The sequence below is a fragment of the Kribbella hippodromi genome, assembly GCF_039531045.1.
GTDB lineage: Bacteria > Actinomycetota > Actinomycetes > Propionibacteriales > Kribbellaceae > Kribbella > Kribbella hippodromi.
The window spans coordinates 136662-152105 of sequence record NZ_BAAAPH010000008.1; the positions used below are offsets into that span (position 1 = coordinate 136662).

General features: G+C 68.4%; 11 protein-coding genes. 5 read left to right on the forward strand and 6 right to left on the reverse strand.

Annotated elements, in window-relative coordinates:
* Positions 1 to 5: 5 nt before the first annotated feature.
* On the reverse strand, positions 6 to 872 hold the full coding sequence (locus tag ABD260_RS14595; RefSeq protein WP_344234026.1) for a hypothetical protein: 867 nt from the start codon (positions 870 to 872) through the stop codon (positions 6 to 8).
* A 347-nt stretch (positions 873 to 1219) separates the two neighbouring features.
* Here ABD260_RS14595 and ABD260_RS14600 point away from each other — a divergent pair, with 347 nt between their 5' ends.
* On the forward strand, positions 1220 to 3424 hold the full coding sequence (locus tag ABD260_RS14600) for a DEAD/DEAH box helicase (protein ID WP_344234027.1): 2205 nt from the start codon (positions 1220 to 1222) through the stop codon (positions 3422 to 3424).
* Positions 3425 to 3585: 161 nt separating this feature from the next.
* On the opposite strand, the gene ABD260_RS14605 is transcribed toward ABD260_RS14600, so the two are convergent.
* Positions 3586 to 4674 (reverse strand): aminotransferase class V-fold PLP-dependent enzyme, encoded by a 1089-nt coding sequence (locus tag ABD260_RS14605; RefSeq protein ID WP_344234028.1) that lies wholly within the window; start codon positions 4672 to 4674, stop codon positions 3586 to 3588.
* A gap of 114 nt (positions 4675 to 4788) precedes the next feature.
* Between ABD260_RS14605 and ABD260_RS14610 the strand changes: the two genes are divergently transcribed.
* The 4 genes from ABD260_RS14610 to ABD260_RS14625 are packed head-to-tail and all read left to right on the forward strand — an operon-like array spanning position 4789 to position 10804.
* Positions 4789 to 7569 (forward strand): penicillin acylase family protein, encoded by a 2781-nt coding sequence (locus ABD260_RS14610; RefSeq protein ID WP_344234029.1) that lies wholly within the window; start codon positions 4789 to 4791, stop codon positions 7567 to 7569.
* A 28-nt stretch (positions 7570 to 7597) separates the two neighbouring features.
* Complete coding sequence (locus ABD260_RS14615; RefSeq protein WP_344234030.1) at positions 7598 to 8203, forward strand: YbjQ family protein; 606 nt, start codon at positions 7598 to 7600, stop codon at positions 8201 to 8203.
* Positions 8193 to 9572, forward strand: coding sequence for a GH1 family beta-glucosidase (locus tag ABD260_RS14620; protein ID WP_344234031.1), 1380 nt, complete (start codon positions 8193 to 8195; stop codon positions 9570 to 9572). Before ABD260_RS14615 ends, ABD260_RS14620 begins: the two co-directional genes overlap by 11 nt.
* Entirely contained in the window at positions 9569 to 10804 is a 1236-nt protein-coding gene (locus ABD260_RS14625; RefSeq protein WP_344234032.1) for an MFS transporter, read from the forward strand. Before ABD260_RS14620 ends, ABD260_RS14625 begins: the two co-directional genes overlap by 4 nt.
* Here ABD260_RS14625 and ABD260_RS14630 read toward each other — a convergent pair.
* The 4 genes from ABD260_RS14630 to ABD260_RS14645 all read right to left on the reverse strand — a co-directional run bounded on the left by ABD260_RS14630 (position 10735) and on the right by ABD260_RS14645 (position 15328).
* The gene (locus ABD260_RS14630) at positions 10735 to 12093 is read right to left on the reverse strand and encodes a winged helix-turn-helix domain-containing protein (RefSeq protein WP_344234033.1); all 1359 of its coding nucleotides are present in this window, start codon (positions 12091 to 12093) and stop codon (positions 10735 to 10737) included. The two genes, ABD260_RS14625 and ABD260_RS14630, sit on opposite strands and share 70 nt — an antisense overlap.
* A gap of 340 nt (positions 12094 to 12433) precedes the next feature.
* A complete protein-coding gene (locus ABD260_RS14635) occupies positions 12434 to 12958 on the reverse strand; it encodes a gamma carbonic anhydrase family protein (protein ID WP_344234034.1) in 525 nt (174 codons plus the stop codon).
* Between the two features lie 28 nt (positions 12959 to 12986).
* Positions 12987 to 13652 carry a response regulator gene (locus ABD260_RS14640; protein WP_344234035.1) on the reverse strand — a complete coding sequence of 222 codons (666 nt, stop codon included), beginning with the start codon at positions 13650 to 13652 and terminating at the stop codon, positions 12987 to 12989.
* Positions 13649 to 15328: a sensor histidine kinase gene (locus ABD260_RS14645; protein WP_344234036.1), complete on the reverse strand. Its 1680-nt coding sequence runs from the start codon at positions 15326 to 15328 to the stop codon at positions 13649 to 13651. Before ABD260_RS14645 ends, ABD260_RS14640 begins: the two co-directional genes overlap by 4 nt.
* Between the last annotated feature and the right edge of the window lie 116 nt (positions 15329 to 15444).

A 15444-nucleotide genomic window follows, 5' to 3' on the forward strand; every position in this document is an offset into this window, starting at 1 on the left:
ACAGGTCAGCGACCGCCTGAGCGCCCGCGGTCCGCGTCGATCGCAGAGCGGTGTGCGCTGTTGGCCTCGGTACGAAGCTTGTCGGCCACTGCCCCGGCTGGGGTGAGCCCAACGGTCGCTGCCCGAACCGCCTGTGCCTCTTGGCGGGAGGTGAGGGTGATGGGGGCTGCGAGCTCGTCCAGACAGGTCCCGAGGTCGCCCCGCCGGAAGCAGCAGAGCTCGCCGAGTTCGGCGCCGTTGAACGCTTCGGCCGGGTGCTCGGCCTGGAGCGGCTCGAGGTCGGGGAAACCTTCCTTCGTGATCTCCCCGTCGGAGTCGTGCAGTCCGTCGGGGTGCGCCTCGAACTCACTGTCCAGCCACGTGAACGTCGCATGTGGGCTGTACCAGGGGCCCGTCTCGGCGAAATGATCCTGCGTGAACTTCTCGATCCGATCCCGCTTGTCCGGGTCCTGCTGCCAAAAGCTCAGGATCTCTTCGTTCGAGACTCCGGACGGGTCCTTGCCGGCCATTCGGCAGAACGGGCGCGCGGCGTCCACCACATCCTGCTGGAGAGCTTTCCACTCCGGCGAGGCCTCCCAGTGCGCCTCGACCGCGCCGTACGGGTTGTGTTGGTAGACGGCATTCTCGATCCGTAGCGAGGAGTGCGAGCTGACCTTCCGCTGGACGGCGTCCCACATGGCAGGTACGTCGTCGGGATCGATCTCGACCTGGAGGACCGTCGAATGGGCCACTGGGATCTCGCCATCCGCGCGGGCGAACCGCTCGCCGAGCACGAACTGGGACGGGCTCTGGCGCGCGACGTGTTTGCTGATCTCGCGAGCTTCCTGGTCGTACTGCGGAGGTAGCTTGAAGGCGATGCAGATCGTGACCATCGCAGGATGGTAGGGCAGGTAGTGGGCCAGCTCCGGAGGGTGACTTTCAGCGGGGGAGACCAGTGGCCGGGGTGGTCTGGGTGGTCGGAGGGGCCGTCACGATCGGTTATACTTTTCTCGTGTCGGTGCGCGAGTCGCGTCACCAGAGATGTTCCAGGCGCTCCGACCCGTCGGTTTCAGCATCCGGCTGAAAACTCCGGCGACATGGGTGCAACGCGATAGCACCCGCAGGTCGATGCCCGTCTCCTGCTGAGTACGCCATGGCCCGGTCATGTTTTTTCGTGACCGGCGCTCACGCGTGCTGCTGCGAACCGGCAAATCGTCCGTGAATCCGAGAGAGAGTTTGCGTGACCCAGCAATACCCCGAGTCCGCCGACGGGCGGGCGAAGAAGCCCCGGCACAAGAAACACCAGAACCAGTCGTACGGCGAGCGGATGGCGGCCGACGCCACGTCCCAGGCAGCACGCGAGGAGCGCCCCGCGGTGAAGGGCTACCGCGCCGAACAACCCCGCCCCGACCGCGGCCAGACCCGCCCCAACCGCGACGACCGCCAGCAGTACAACCGGTCGGACCGCCCCCAGTACAACCGCGACGACCGCTCGCAGTACAACCGCGACGAGCGTCCCCGGTTCAACCGCGACGACCGCCCGCAGTACAACGGCGGGGATCGCCAGCAGTTCAACCGTGACGAGCGGCCGCGCTTCAACCGCGACGACCGCCCGCAGAGCAACCGCGACGAGCGTCCCCGGTTCAACCGTGACGACCGCCCGCAGAGCAACCGCGACGACCGCCAGCAGTACAACCGGTCGGATCGCCCCCAGTACAACCGTGACGAGCGCCCGCGCTTCAACCGCGACGACCGTCCGCAGTACAACCGCGACGAGCGGCCGCGCTTCAACCGTGATGACCGTCCGCAGGGCAACCGTGACGAGCGTCCTCGGTTCAGCCGGGATGACCGTCCGCAGTTCAACCGGGATGAGCGGCCGCGTTACAACCGCGATGACCGGCAGCAGTACAACCGTGACGAGCGTCCCCGGTTCAACCGGGACGACCGGCGGTCGACCAATGACGAGCGTTCGGCGTACGCCCGGGATGACCGGCCGCGCTTCGAGCGGAGTGAGAAGAACTTCCGGAAGGACGATCGACGAGTGGAGCAGGACAACCGGCGGGGACAGCGGGACGACCGCCGGGAGCAGGCGGCACCGGCCGACCTGGGAACCGTTGCCGACGACAACCAGTTTGCCGCGCTCGGGCTGGCGCCGCGACTGGTGCAGCGGCTGGCCCGGGACGGGATCACCGCGCCGTTCCCGATCCAGGCGGCGACCATCCCGGACGCGCTGGCCGGCAAGGACGTGCTCGGTCGCGGTCAGACCGGCTCCGGCAAGACCCTCGGGTTCGGCCTGCCGACGCTGATGCGCCTGTCCGGCGGCCGGACCGAGTCGCGCCGTCCGCGCGGCATGATCCTGGTGCCGACCCGTGAGCTCGCGATGCAGGTCCACGACGCCCTCGAGCCGCTCGCGCACGTGATGAACGTGTCGCTCAAGCTGATCGCCGGCGGACTCCCGTACCCGAAGCAGATCGACGCGCTCCGGCGTGGGGTCGACCTGCTGATCGCCACCCCCGGCCGGCTGATCGACCTGTGTGAGCAGGGCGCCGCCGACCTCGGCGCGGTCGAGGTCGCGGTCCTGGACGAGGCCGACCACATGTGCGACATGGGCTTCATGCCGGCCGTCACCACGCTGCTCGACATGACGCCGCCCGCGGGTCAGCGGCTGCTGTTCTCCGCGACGCTGGACAACGACGTCGACACGATCGTGAAGACGTACCTGAAGGACCCGGTGATCCACTCGACCGACGCCGCGCAGGCGGCCGTCACGACGATGGAGCACCACCTGCTGGTGATCGAGCCGGCGCACAAGCAGTCGCTGACGGCCGAGCTGGCCAGCCGGGACGGGCGGACGATCATCTTCGTCCGGACCAAGCTCGGCGCGGACCGGGTCGCCACCCAGCTGCGTGATCGTGGCGTGATGGCCGCGGCGCTGCACGGCGGCCTGACCCAGGGCGCGCGGAACCGGACGCTCGAGCAGTTCAAGGACGGTTCGGTTCCGGTGCTGGTGGCGACCGATGTCGCGGCGCGCGGAATCCACGTCGACGACGTCGGCCTGGTGGTTCAGGCGGACCCGGCGGCGGACCACAAGGACTACCTGCACCGCGCCGGCCGGACGGCTCGCGCCGGCGGTGAGGGCGCGGTCGTCACGCTCGTCCTGCCGCACCAGCGGCGCGGAATGATCCGGCTGGCCGAGTCCGCGGGTGTGGCGGTCGAGCCGGTCCGGGCGCGTCCGGGCGACGAGGTCGTCACCGGGCTCACCGGCGGCAGCCGCCCGTCCGGGTACCCGGTGAAGCTGCCGGCCCCGAAGCCGCGCGCCAACAAGGGCGGCCGCCGCTTCGGCGGCACCCGCCCGGGCCGCGGCCACGACTCCCGCGGCAGCAACGGCCCCCGCCGCGGCGGCAACACCCCCCGCCGCACCGACGGCAAGTCCTACCAGCACTGACCCACCCCGCCCTGCGGAACCACCCGCACCGGCCGGCCCTCCACACAAGAGTGGATATCCACCGCTGTTGTGGGTTCTCCACCGGTACACGAGTGGAGAACCCACCAGGCGGGTGGATAACCTTCACTCCCCGCATACAGGGGGTGGAGGGGCGGGGTGGGTTAGGTGAGGGCGGTCCAGAGGTGGGCGAGGATGGTGGCGGTTTCGTCGGGGGAGAGGGGGACTAGTTCTAGCATCAGCTCGTTGTCGTCGACGCGGTCGGTCATCACGTAGATGGGTGGGGTGCCGGCTTCGAGTTCGGTGGCGAGGCGTTTCGCGTCGGGGACCTTGAGCAGTACGCGGGAGACCTGCAGCCCGGCCGGGTCCGGGACCACCTCGGCCGTGACATCCGGGATCCGCCCGGCCGCGGTGACGAAGGCGTCCACCTTGGCGAGCTCGTCCGCCTCCCATTTCACCCGGTCGAACGCCTGCCATTCCTCCAGCGCCGCGAGTACGCCGACGATCGCCTCCTTCGTCGGCTTCATCACCCGCCCGATGCCCTTCTCCTGGGCGCGTACGGACTGTACGAGCGGCCAGCTTCCGGCCACGATGCCCGCGGTCGGTGAGCCGAGGTACTTCTGCCCGCTGACCAGCACCAGGTCAGCACCGGTCGCCAGCAGGTCCGCGATCCGCGGGAACTGCGCCGCCGCGTCGATGATGGCCGGTACGCCTCGGCGATGCGCCGCCCGGACCGCCGCCACCAGGTCGATCGGTTCGCCCTTGGTCAACCGGGACGAGACCAGCATCAGGCAGGCGATGTCCGGCCCGTCGAGCTCGGCCTCCAGATCCGTGATCGTGCACTTGTCCTCGGTGCCCGCGAGATCGACCCGCGCGCCGGACAGCCGGATGCCCTGCACGTTGGTGTGGCCGTAGTCGACCACGTGAGACGCGGGCAGTACGACCCGGTTGTGCAGGTCGGTGGTGTCCGGCAGCGCACTGATCCGCTGCGGGTCGCCGCCGGTCATGGTGGCCGCGACGGCGAGGGTGATGCCGGCCGCGGTGCAGTGCACGACCGCGCCGGCCTGGGCGCCGGTGACCTGCGCGATGGCTTCGCTGGCCCGGTCGCCCAGCTCGTCCATCACGAAGAACTCGGGCAGCGCCTGGGCGACGGCGGCAGCCACTCCGTCGGGACTCCGGTACACCCCGAGCGGCGTGTACGTCCCCTTGGCATTGATCACCACACTCAAGCGGTAACGATCATGGATGCTCATGGTGTTGCCGAGCGTAGTGGTCACGGACAGCAATTGGCGAGAGTCTGGGGGTGAGTTCTTGACCCGAAGCTACTAGTGAGTCATTCTCACTTTCATCGACCCGAGGAGGGAACCGTGCCCCGCCCCGCACTTCGTACCCGGCTTCGGACGACGGTCGTCGCCGTCGCCGCCACCGCGGTCCTCGCGACCCTGCCCGCACCGACCCAAGCCGCACCTCAGAGCGCACCGCAGGCGGTGGCGAAGACCGTTGCCGCCGGCCCGCAAGACTATTGCTTGCAGCAATGTCGCGACATCCTTCCGCCGGGTCAGAACGGCAACGCGACCTTCACGGACCTCCTTGTTTTCAAGACCTTGGGCGTACGCCCCGCGCATTTCAGCGACACCGTCAAGCCGTACCAGGATCTGGTCTGGAACTCGCAAGGCATCACCGACGACGGCCTCGCGCCGTACTTCGACGACGCCTCGTTCGGGGTCAAGCCGAACGACATCGCCAGTACGATCCACCCGCGCGGCGACGTGACGATCGTCCGGGACAAGTCGCGCGGCATCCCGCACATCACCGGCACGACGCGGCTCGGCACGATGTTCGGCGCCGGGTACGCGGGCGCGCAGGACCGGCTGTTCGTGATGGACGTCTTCCGGCACCTCGGCCGCGGTCAGCTCACGCCGTTCGCGGGCGGCGCGGCGGCGAACCGGGAGTTCGAGCAGGAGTTCTGGCGTACGGCGCCGTACACCGAGGCGGATCTGCAACGCCAGTTCGACGACGCGGACGAGCTGTACGGCGCGGACGGCGTGAAGATGCAACAGGACATCCAGGCCTGGGTCGACGGAGTGAACCACTACATCGACACTGTGGGCATCGCGTACCCCGGTGAGTACGTCGCGCTCGGCCTGACCTGGCCGACCCCGCACTGGAAGGTGACTGACGTCGTCGCTACGGCGGCCGTGGTCGCGGGCATCTTCGGTACCGGCGGTGGCGCCGAGGTCACGTCCGCGCTCGCACTGCTCGAAGCACAGGCGAAGTACGGCGTTGCCCAAGGCACCAAAGTGTGGGAATCGTTCCGCTCACAGAATGATCCGGAAGCCAGCACAACCGTCCACAACGGCGCCACCTTCCCGTACGGAACCACCGGCCCGAACCCGGCCGGCCGCGCGCTGCCGGACCGCGGCTCGGTGACTGCCGAGCCGGAGGTGATCAACCAGACCGCGAACAAGAGCGCCGCCGCCAAGCCCGCGCCGAAGGGCGCCGAGAAGCTCAAAGGCATCTTCAACGGCGGCCTGTTCCCGGAAGGATTTGGCAAGAAGGCGATGTCGAACGCGCTGCTGGTGTCCGGCGCGCACACCCAGAGCGGCAACCCGATCGCCGTGTACGGACCACAAACCGGGTACTTCGCGCCGCAACTACTGCTCCGCCAAGAACTGCAAGGGCCCGGCGTGAGTTCGCGCGGCATCGCCTTCGCCGGCCTCAACTTCTACACGCTGATCGGCCGCGGCCCCGACTACTCGTGGAGCGCCACGTCGGCCGGCCAAGACATCACCGACACCTTCGCCGTACCGCTCTGCGAGCCGAACGGTGGGACGCCGACGAAGACCTCGCAGTACTACGTCTTCCGCGGCCAATGCATACCGATCGAGCGCCTCGAAAGGCACAACTCCTGGTACTCCAGTCTCGGTTCGTCGGAGCCGGCCGGGTCGTACACATTGGTTGCCCTGCGCACCAAGTACGGCATCGTGACGCATCGCGGTACGGTCGGCGGCAAGCCGGTGCTCTTCACCAAGAACAGGTCGACGTACGGCAACGAGGCGGGGTCAGCGCTCGGGTTCATGCAGTTCAACGACCCGGATCGGATTCATTCGGCCGCCGACTTCCAGAAGGCGGCAGCGAACATCGGGTACACCTTCAACTGGTTCTACACCGACAAGGACTCGATCGCGTACTTCAACTCCGGTGACAACCCGGTCCGCGCGGGCGGCGCCGACCCGAACCTGCCGACCTGGAGCAGCTACGAGTGGAAGGGCTGGAACCCGGACAACAACCGCGCGACGTACACGCCGCCCGCGCAGCACCCGCAGGTGGTCAACCAGGACTACCTGACCAGCTGGAACAACAAGCAGGCCCCCGGGTACTCCGCGTCCGACGGTCAATGGGGTTACAACTCGGTGTACCGCAGCCAGCCGCTGGACGACCGGATCAAAGCGGTGATCGGGAGCGGGCAGAAGTTCACCCGCGGCAAGCTGGTCGAGGCGATGGAGGACGCGGCGACGGTCGATCTGCGCGGTGATCAGGTCCTGCCGTACCTGCTCCGGGTGCTGAAGAGCGCGCCGATCACCGATCCGGCGGTCGCCGACGCGGTCGCCAAGCTGACCGCCTGGCAACAATCGGGGGCCCATCGCAAGACGCCCAACGCCTCATCCCGGACCTACGACAACGCCGAGGCGATCCGGCTGCTGGATGCGTGGTGGCCGCTGCTGGTACCGGCCGAGTTCAAGGACCTCGGGCCGGACCTCTACCAGGCGCTGACTGCGAACCTTAAGATCGACGAGCGGCCGAGTTCACAGGGTTCCGCGTTCCAGAGCGGCTGGTGGGGCTTCGTTCAGCGCGACCTCCGGAAGGTCCTCGGCGATCCGGTGAAGGCGTCGCAGCCGGTGACGTACTGCGGCGGTGGATCACTTGCCACCTGCCGCGCGGTACTCACCGACACCTTGCTGGCGGCAACCAAAGTACCGGCGGCGACGACGTACCCGGCGACCGCGGACTGCAAGGCCGGTGACCAGTTCTGCGCCGACCAGATCGCGCACAACCCGATGGGCGGCATCACCCAGAACCGGATCGCCTGGGTCAACCGGCCGACGTACCAACAGGTGGTCGAGTTCCCAGCCCGCCGCGGATCATGACCCCCTACTGCCTGTCAGGATGTGGGGTATGAATCAGAACTTTCCTCCGAACCAGCCGTACCCGCCGCAGCAGGGTTACCAGCAGGGCCCGCCGCCCGGGTACCAGGGCCCGCCGCCGCAGCAGCAGGGATACCAGCAGGGTCCGCCGCCGCAGGGGTACGGGCAGCCCGGGCCGGGGTACGGCCAGGCGCCCGGGAACTACCAGCCGACGCACCAGAACGCGCCGCACGTGGCGCCGCAGGGTTCGCCGTACCCGGTGCTGGTCTCGACGATGAACGATCTGCCCGGCTACACCGCCGAGAAGGTGTTCGGCGAGGTCTTCGGGCTGACCGTACGGAGCCGCGACTTCGGTTCGAACTTCACCGCGAGCTTCCGGTCGCTCGGCGGCGGCGAGGTGCCGGAGTACACCCAGATGCTGGCCGAGTCGCGGCACGTCGCGGTGATGCGGATGTGCCAGATGGCGCAGCAGATGGGCGCGAACGCGGTGCTGGCGATGCGGTTCGACTGCAACGAGATCGCGAACACGATGAGCGAAGTGGCCGCGTACGGGACTGCCGTCGTGGTTCAGAAGGTCGAGCCGGCGCGCGTCCAGGACAGCAAACCTGACGACGAGGATGATGCGAATGACAGCTGACCCGAGTACGCCGGTAGTGATGCCACCCGGTTTCCGGTGGGGCGTGTCCACCTCGGCGTACCAGATCGAAGGTGCCGTGGCCGCGGACGGCCGCGGCACCTCCACCTGGGACACGTTCTGCGCCGAGCCCGGTCGCGTACTGAACGGCGACACGGGCGCGGTCGCCTGCGATCACTACCACCGGTACGCCGACGATGTCGCGCTGATGCGTGACCTCGGCGTCGACACGTACCGGTTCTCCCTTGCCTGGCCGCGCATCCAGCCGGACGGCACCGGGCCGGGCAACGCGGCCGGCCTGGACTTCTACGACCGGTTGATCGACACCTTGCTCGGCGCCGGGATTCAGCCGGCGCCGACCCTGTACCACTGGGACACGCCCCAGCCGCTCGAAGACGCCGGCGGCTGGCTGTCCCGCGACATCACCGACCGCTTCGCCGAGTACGCCGCGATCCTCGGCGCGCGGTTCGCGGACCGGGTACCGCTCTGGATCACGATCAACGAGCCGGTGGTGCTGACGCTGATGGGCTACTCGCTCGGCGCCCACGCGCCGGGCAAACAACTGCTCTTCGACGCGCTCCCCGTAGCGCACCACCAGTTGCTCGCGCACGGCCGCGCCGTCCAGGCATTGCGCGCGGCGGGCGCTCAGCAGATCGGCATCGCGTCCAACCACGCGCCGACCTGGCCGGCCAGCGACAGCGCCGAGGACAAGGAAGCGGCCGGGCTGTACGGCAACCTGATCAACTGGATGTTCGCCGACCCGATCATCCTCGGCTCGTACCCGACCGGCCTGGAAGCCGCCATGCCCGGCCCGGTCGCCGACGACCTGGCCGTCATCTCGACCCCGCTCGACTTCTTCGGTATCAACCACTACGCACCGGTCTCGGTCGGCGTTGCCACCGGCAATCCGGACACGGCCGCCACCGACGGGGTACTGCTGCCGCCGGGACTGCCCTTCGAGCCGCGGACGCTGACCGGCTACCCGACCACCGACTTCGGCTGGCCGGTCGTGCCGGACGCGTTCGGTGAGATCCTGCGGACCTTCAAGGACCGGTACGGGGACCGCCTGCCGCCGATCTACATCACCGAGAACGGCTGTGCGATCAACGATGGCCCGGTCAACGGTGTGGTGGACGATCAGCGGCGGATCGCGTACCTGGACGGGTATCTGCGGTCGTTGCGCTCGGCAATCGACGATGGAATCGACGTCCGTGGGTACTTCCAATGGTCGTTGCTCGACAACTTCGAATGGGCGGCCGGGTACTCGCAGCGGTTCGGCCTCGTTCATGTCGACTTCGAAACCCAGGTCCGTACGCCCAAGGCCTCGTACCACTGGTTGCGTGATGTGATCGCCGCCCAGAGCCGGCGATGACGTCGATCCGGCCGGAGGCTTTGACCGAGCCGACGGTTCGGGTGCGGCCGGGTTGGACGGCGGCCGTCGTACTGGCAAATGTCGGCGTGTTCGCCGCCTGGCTTGGCCCGATCCAGGTGCTGCTTGCGAAGCAGTCGGAGGCGGTTGCACCGGGCAACAAGGAGTTTGTGTTCGGGCTGGTGACCGGGATCGGTGCGGCGGTGTCCGTGGTCGCGAACCCGGCGTTCGGCGCGATCTCCGACCGGACCGCGTCGCGGTACGGGCGCCGGGTGCCGTGGGTGCTGGCCGGAGCGGTCGGCGGTGCAGTAGGGCTGTTCATCCTGTCCGGCGCACGGGCGATCGGGCTGATGCTGCTCGGTTGGTGCCTGATGCAACTGTTCGGCAACGCACTGCTGGCCGCGGCCACCGCCGTCGTACCGGACCGTGTCCCGGTCGCGCAACGCGGATCGGTCGGCGGGTGGGTCGCGATCTCGCAGGTGCTCGGTGCATTGGTCGGCACAGCCCTCGCCGCGGCTTTCAACAACTACACCCTCGGGTACGTGGCGTGCGCCGGGTTCTTGTTGTTGTCAGTCGTGCCGTACTTGCTGCGTAGTCACGACACGCGCTTGGCGACGCGGCCGCCGTTCGTACTCGGCCAATTCCTGCGCGGTTTCTGGATCAGCCCGCGCCAGTACCCGGACTTCGGCTGGGCGTGGCTGACGCGCTTCCTGTTCAACGTCGGCAACGCATTGGGCACGCTGTACCTCTTCTACTACCTGCAGGACAAGGTCGGCATCGCGGACCCGGACACCGGCGTACTCATCCTGACCGCGATCTACAGCCTCTGCGTGCTGGTCACCGCGATCAGCGTCGGCGGCTGGTCGGACCGGGTCGCGCGGCGGAAGGTGTTCGTGACCGCGTCGGGCTGGGTGATGGCGGTCGCCGGCATCGTCCTTGCGCTGTGGCCGACCTGGCCGGGCGCGATCCTCGGCGCGGTCATCCTCGGGTCGGGGTTCGGCGTGTACCTGTCGGTCGACTTCGCGCTGCTCACGCAGGTCCTGCCGAATGCCCGCGATCGCGCGAAGGACCTCGGCGTGATCAACATCGCCAACTCGCTGCCGCAAGTACTGGCGCCCGCGATCGCCGCGCCGATCGTCAAGTACCTCGGCGGGTACCCGGTGCTCTACTTCTTGGCGTCCTTCGTGACCGTGCTGGCGGGTGTGCTGGTGACGCGAATCCGATCGGTCAGCTGAGCGGCCGGTTTGCCGGCGGCCGGGATCGCGATCCGCTCCAGGCCGAGCCAGCCGGCCATCAACCGCAGCTCCTCCGCCAATGGTTCGATGAAGTCGGGTGCGCCGGGCTCGGCGGTCAGTGTGGGTACGACCAACGTTGACGTCGCGCGATCGGCTTTGAGATCGACTCGCGCTACCAGTCGATCGCCGAGGAGGAACGGCAGCACGTAGTACCCGTGGATGCGTTGTGGAGCGGGCGTGTAGATGCTGATCCGGTAGAAGAAGTCGAACAAGTGCTGGGTGCGGTCGCGGTTCCAGATCAATGGATCGAAGGGCGAGAGGAGTGCTCGTACGTCGACCGGCTTGTCTTTCGCTTCATGCCAGCGGTAGGCCTGTTGTTTGACGCCTTCGACCCGGATCGGAATCAGTTCGCCGGAGTCGATCAGCTCGCCGACGGCCTCACGGGCAGTTGCTGCAGGCAAGGGAAAGTGCGATTTGCCCGTGGCGCCGCACAATTCCTTTGCCGTGGTGACGCCCAAGCCACGGGCGGCTGTGCGGAGCAGCTCGCGGCGTGCTTCGGCGGGGGTCGGTTCGGGTGCGTTGAGTACGTCGGCGGGGAGTACGCGCTCGGTCAGGTCGTACACGCGCTCGAAATGGCGGCGGCCGGCGATCGTCACTTGGCCGGTGCAGAACAAGTACTCGATGGCGATCTTCGCGTCTTGCCAGTTCCACATGGAGCCGGTGGTCGGGTCGGGGTCTGGGTCGGTGCGCTTGCGGCGTACGCCATCCGGGCTGGCCTCGCTTGCTGTCAGCGGACCGTGCTCGGTGACTCGTTCGAGGACCTGGTCGACGTAGCCGGGTCGCTCGGCGGTCAGGCGTCGCATACCCGCCACCACGGACCAGGGGGCGGTGACGTCCGGGCTCAGGTCGTCAGCCCAGACTTGCTGTTGAGCTGCTCGCATCCGCCAGCGCATCAGTGGCCAGACGCTCAAGGGGAGCAGGGCGGCTTTGTGGCCCCAGAAGTACTCGAACAGCTCCCGTTTCGGGCCCCAGCTGAGCTGATCCAGGGTGTCCCGGGAGTAGTCGCCGACGCGGGCGAACACGGGCAGGTAGTGGGAGCGGCACAGGACATTCACCGAATCCAGCTGCAGCACGCCGGCCCAGTCAGCCGCCGCCCGTACCCGCGCCACTCCACGACGCCCGCCGGCACTGCGCGCGTCACCGGATCTGCGCAGCTCGCCAAAGCCCTGCGCGTGCAGGGCCATCCGCCGCGCACTCGTCACCGAGACCTCATCGCCAACGGTCACCATGAACCGAACCTACCGGGCGACGGGGAGCGGGGCGTGTTGTCTCCCGGAACGAGCTGCTGGGTGCCCCAAACCGGTTTGGGGGCGAGGTGGTGGACGCGGTGGTGGGTGTGGGTCGCCGGGTGAATGCGGGTGGTGGACGCCAGCGGGGGCTGGTGGGTGGTGAGGGCTGTCCGTCTTTGGTCTGTGGTGTAGGCGGTTGTCGGCGGCGGGACAGTACGTATACGTCCACTGCGTCGTTGTCCGGTCGGTCGGTCGGCGTGAGATTGCCTGCGGTGGGCGTATACGTACTGTCGAGCTGCAGTGTCCGGGCGGTGAAGGGTGCGGGGGCGCCGGAAGGGGGCTACTCCTGGACCAGCTCGACGGTGGTGGCGTGGCGTTCGGCGAGGGCGTGGTAGACGGCGGCGTTGTGGTCCACGAAGAGCTTGGCCGTCCCGTCCAGCGGCACGATCTTCTTCGCCGGACTGCCCATCGCGACCGACTCGGGCGGGATCGTCACACCCGGCGTGACGGTCGAACCGGCCGCGACCAGCGAGCGCTTCCCGACGACCGCCCCGTCCAGCACGATCGCGCCGTTCCCCACCAGCGCCTGCTCGCCGATCGTGCAGTCGTGGATCAGGCACTGATGCCCGATCGTCGCGTTCGGCCCGATCTCGCAGCCGTTGTGGCCGACGTGGATCACGGTGTTGTCCTGAATGTTCGCACCGGCCCGGATCGTGATCGTGCCCAGATCGGCACGAATCACCGCGCCGTACCACACCGAGACACCGGCCTCGATCACCACATCACCGACCAGCGTGGCAGTCGGCGCGATCCACGCCTCCGGATGCACGACCGGCCGCTTACCTTCGAACGAGTACAGAGGCATACCCGCACCTTATGCCGCGTACGCCCGCTCAGGTGGTCCAGCGGTACCGGCGTTCGGGCCGGCCGGTCGTCCCGTACCGAAGGGCGACCTCGGCCTGGTGGCGAGTGCAGAAGTACTCGAGGTAACGGCGAGCGCTGACCCGGGAGATGCCGACCTTCTCGGCGCATTCGGCGGCCGACAGGTTGTCGGACGTGGTACGCAGCGCCGCGGCGACCAGGTCGGCGGTCTCCTGGCTGAGTCCTTTAGGAAGGCGGTTGACGTGCGGCCGCGCGGGCGCCAGTACCCGATCCACATCGGCCTGCGACGTGACCTGCTCGGGTACGCTCGCGCGCCGCCGGGCGTACTCCTGCAACCGTGTCCGCAGATCCTCGAAACCGAACGGTTTGAGCAGGTAGTTGACCACCCCTTGCCGCACCGCACCGCGTACCGCCTCGGCCTCGCGGGCGGCCGTGATCACCAGGATGTCCACCTCGGGCCGGACCGCCCGCAGCCGAGCAATCAGGTCGAGCCCGAACACATCCGGCAGGTACAGGTCGAGCAGCACCAGATCGGGCCGCAGGTCGGCGAGCGCCGCGACCGCCTGGTCGCCGGAGTTGGCGGTGCCAACGACCTCGAACCCGTCGATGCGCTCGACGAAGCCGCGGTGGATGCGCGCGACCATGAAGTCGTCGTCCACCACCAGGACGGTGATCATCGGGCTCCTTCGGGCGTGCGCTGGATCTCGTTCGTGGTCATCCGGGCGACGAACGCGGCGCCGCCGTCGGCGTTGTTGGTGACCGCCACCTCGCCGCCGCGCCGTCGGCAGATCAGCCGCGTCATCGCCAGCCCGATCCCGCGTTCGCCCTCGGCCGCGGCCTTGGTGGTAAATCCGTGCGCGAACACCTCCTGCGCCAGCTCGGGCGTCACCCCGGGACCGGAGTCGCGGACCACGATCTCGACGCTGGTCGCGTCCTGCCGCAACTCGACCTCCACCCAGGCGGGCGACAGCGGCGTACCGGACTGTGCGGCCGCGTCGACCGCGTTGTCGACGAGATTCCCGAGGACGGTCGCGATGTCCGCGGACAGCGCCGGGTCCAGCCGGAGCAAGGTGGTCCGTTCGGACACCCGGAGTTCGACGCGGCGTTCGGCCGCGACCGAGGACTTCGCCATCAGCAGGGCGGCGACGGCGACATCGTGGACCCGCCGGGTCACGGTCAGGTCGAGCGACTCACGATAGCGGTTCAGCGCCCCGACGTACGTGACCACTTCCTCGTACTCCCCGATCTGGATCAGCCCGGAGATCGTGTGCAACTGGTTGGCGAACTCATGCGTCTGCGCCCGGAGCAGCTCCGCCGAGCTGCGGAAGGACCCGAGCTCACGCTCCAGCTGCGCCAGCTCGGTCCGGTCGCGCAGCGTGGTGACGGAGCCGAGCGACCGCCCGTCCTTGGTGACGCTCATCCGGTTCATCACCAAGACACGTCCACGCCGTACGACGACCGCGTCCCGCGCTTCGTCCTCACCGGACAGAACCTCGCGCAGCCGGCCTTCGATGCCGAGATCGCCCAGGCTGCGGCCGATCGCGTTCTCGGGCAGATCCAGCAGCCGCCGGCCGACGTCGTTCACCAGCGTCACGCGCAGTTGCGGGTCCAAGGCAACGACGCCTTCGGCGAGCCCGTACAGCATGGCCTCCCGGTGCTCGGCCAGGCCGGCGATCTCCCGCGGTTCCAGGCCGAGCGTCTGCCGTTTGATCCGGCGCGCCAGCAACCACGACCCGAGCAGCCCGAGCACGCAGGCGATCCCGAGATAGATCGCCAAGTACGACGATGCGCCGCGCAGCCGCTGTAGTACCGAAGGCGAACTCTCACCGACCATGACAGTGCCGATGCGGTCGCCGAGCGTACCGTCCAGCTGTCCTTCCGCGTCGGTGCCTTGGCTGAGCACGGGCACTTGAGACACGAGTTCCTTGTCGTTGTCGACGCGCAGCTCGCCGGACCAGCCACGACCGTCCGCCACACCCGGGTCACCCAGGGTGAGGTTGGTGCCGACTGTGGTCGGGTTGGTGGCCGCGACGATCCGGCCGCGGGCGTCGGAAATGGTGATCGACGTGACGCCGGACTGGATCAGGGTGCTCTGCAGCAGCGGAGCGAGCATCTCGGCGGGCGCCGGGTTCCGGATGCCGAACCGGAGCGTCTGGTTACCGGCGAGTTGCTCGGCCAGCGCGGTCACCCGGCGGCCCTCCACCCGGTTGAACGTGGCGTTCGACTGGGCGAGCGAGACAGCGGCGACGGCAACGAGGACGACAACCACGATCGCCAGCTGCAGTACGAGCAACTGCCCGGCCAGCGTCGGACGCCCGATCCGCCCGAACTTCTGGGGCAATCCGATTGCCATCTCTCACCTCCTCGCGTACTCGCCCACGCTGTTGGTCCTGCCGCATGATCACCGGTCGGGCGCCCGAGTGCCACACTTCACCCGGATTCTGCCTGTGACCACAATGAACTCAACCA

What these genes read in the sequence shown, in the direction of transcription:
- ABD260_RS14595 (WP_344234026.1), bottom strand. Translation starts at nt 872, where the DNA reads ATGGTCACGATCTGCATCGCCTTCAAGCTACCTCCGCAGTACGACCAG.
- ABD260_RS14630 (WP_344234033.1), bottom strand. Translation starts at nt 12,093, where the DNA reads ATGGTGACCGTTGGCGATGAGGTCTCGGTGACGAGTGCGCGGCGGATG.
- ABD260_RS14635 (WP_344234034.1), bottom strand. Translation starts at nt 12,958, where the DNA reads ATGCCTCTGTACTCGTTCGAAGGTAAGCGGCCGGTCGTGCATCCGGAG.
- ABD260_RS14625 (WP_344234032.1), top strand. Translation starts at nt 9,569, where the DNA reads ATGACGTCGATCCGGCCGGAGGCTTTGACCGAGCCGACGGTTCGGGTG.
- ABD260_RS14605 (WP_344234028.1), bottom strand. Translation starts at nt 4,674, where the DNA reads ATGAGCATCCATGATCGTTACCGCTTGAGTGTGGTGATCAATGCCAAG.
- ABD260_RS14620 (WP_344234031.1), top strand. Translation starts at nt 8,193, where the DNA reads ATGACAGCTGACCCGAGTACGCCGGTAGTGATGCCACCCGGTTTCCGG.
- ABD260_RS14615 (WP_344234030.1), top strand. Translation starts at nt 7,598, where the DNA reads ATGAATCAGAACTTTCCTCCGAACCAGCCGTACCCGCCGCAGCAGGGT.
- ABD260_RS14640 (WP_344234035.1), bottom strand. Translation starts at nt 13,652, where the DNA reads ATGATCACCGTCCTGGTGGTGGACGACGACTTCATGGTCGCGCGCATC.
- ABD260_RS14645 (WP_344234036.1), bottom strand. Translation starts at nt 15,328, where the DNA reads ATGGCAATCGGATTGCCCCAGAAGTTCGGGCGGATCGGGCGTCCGACG.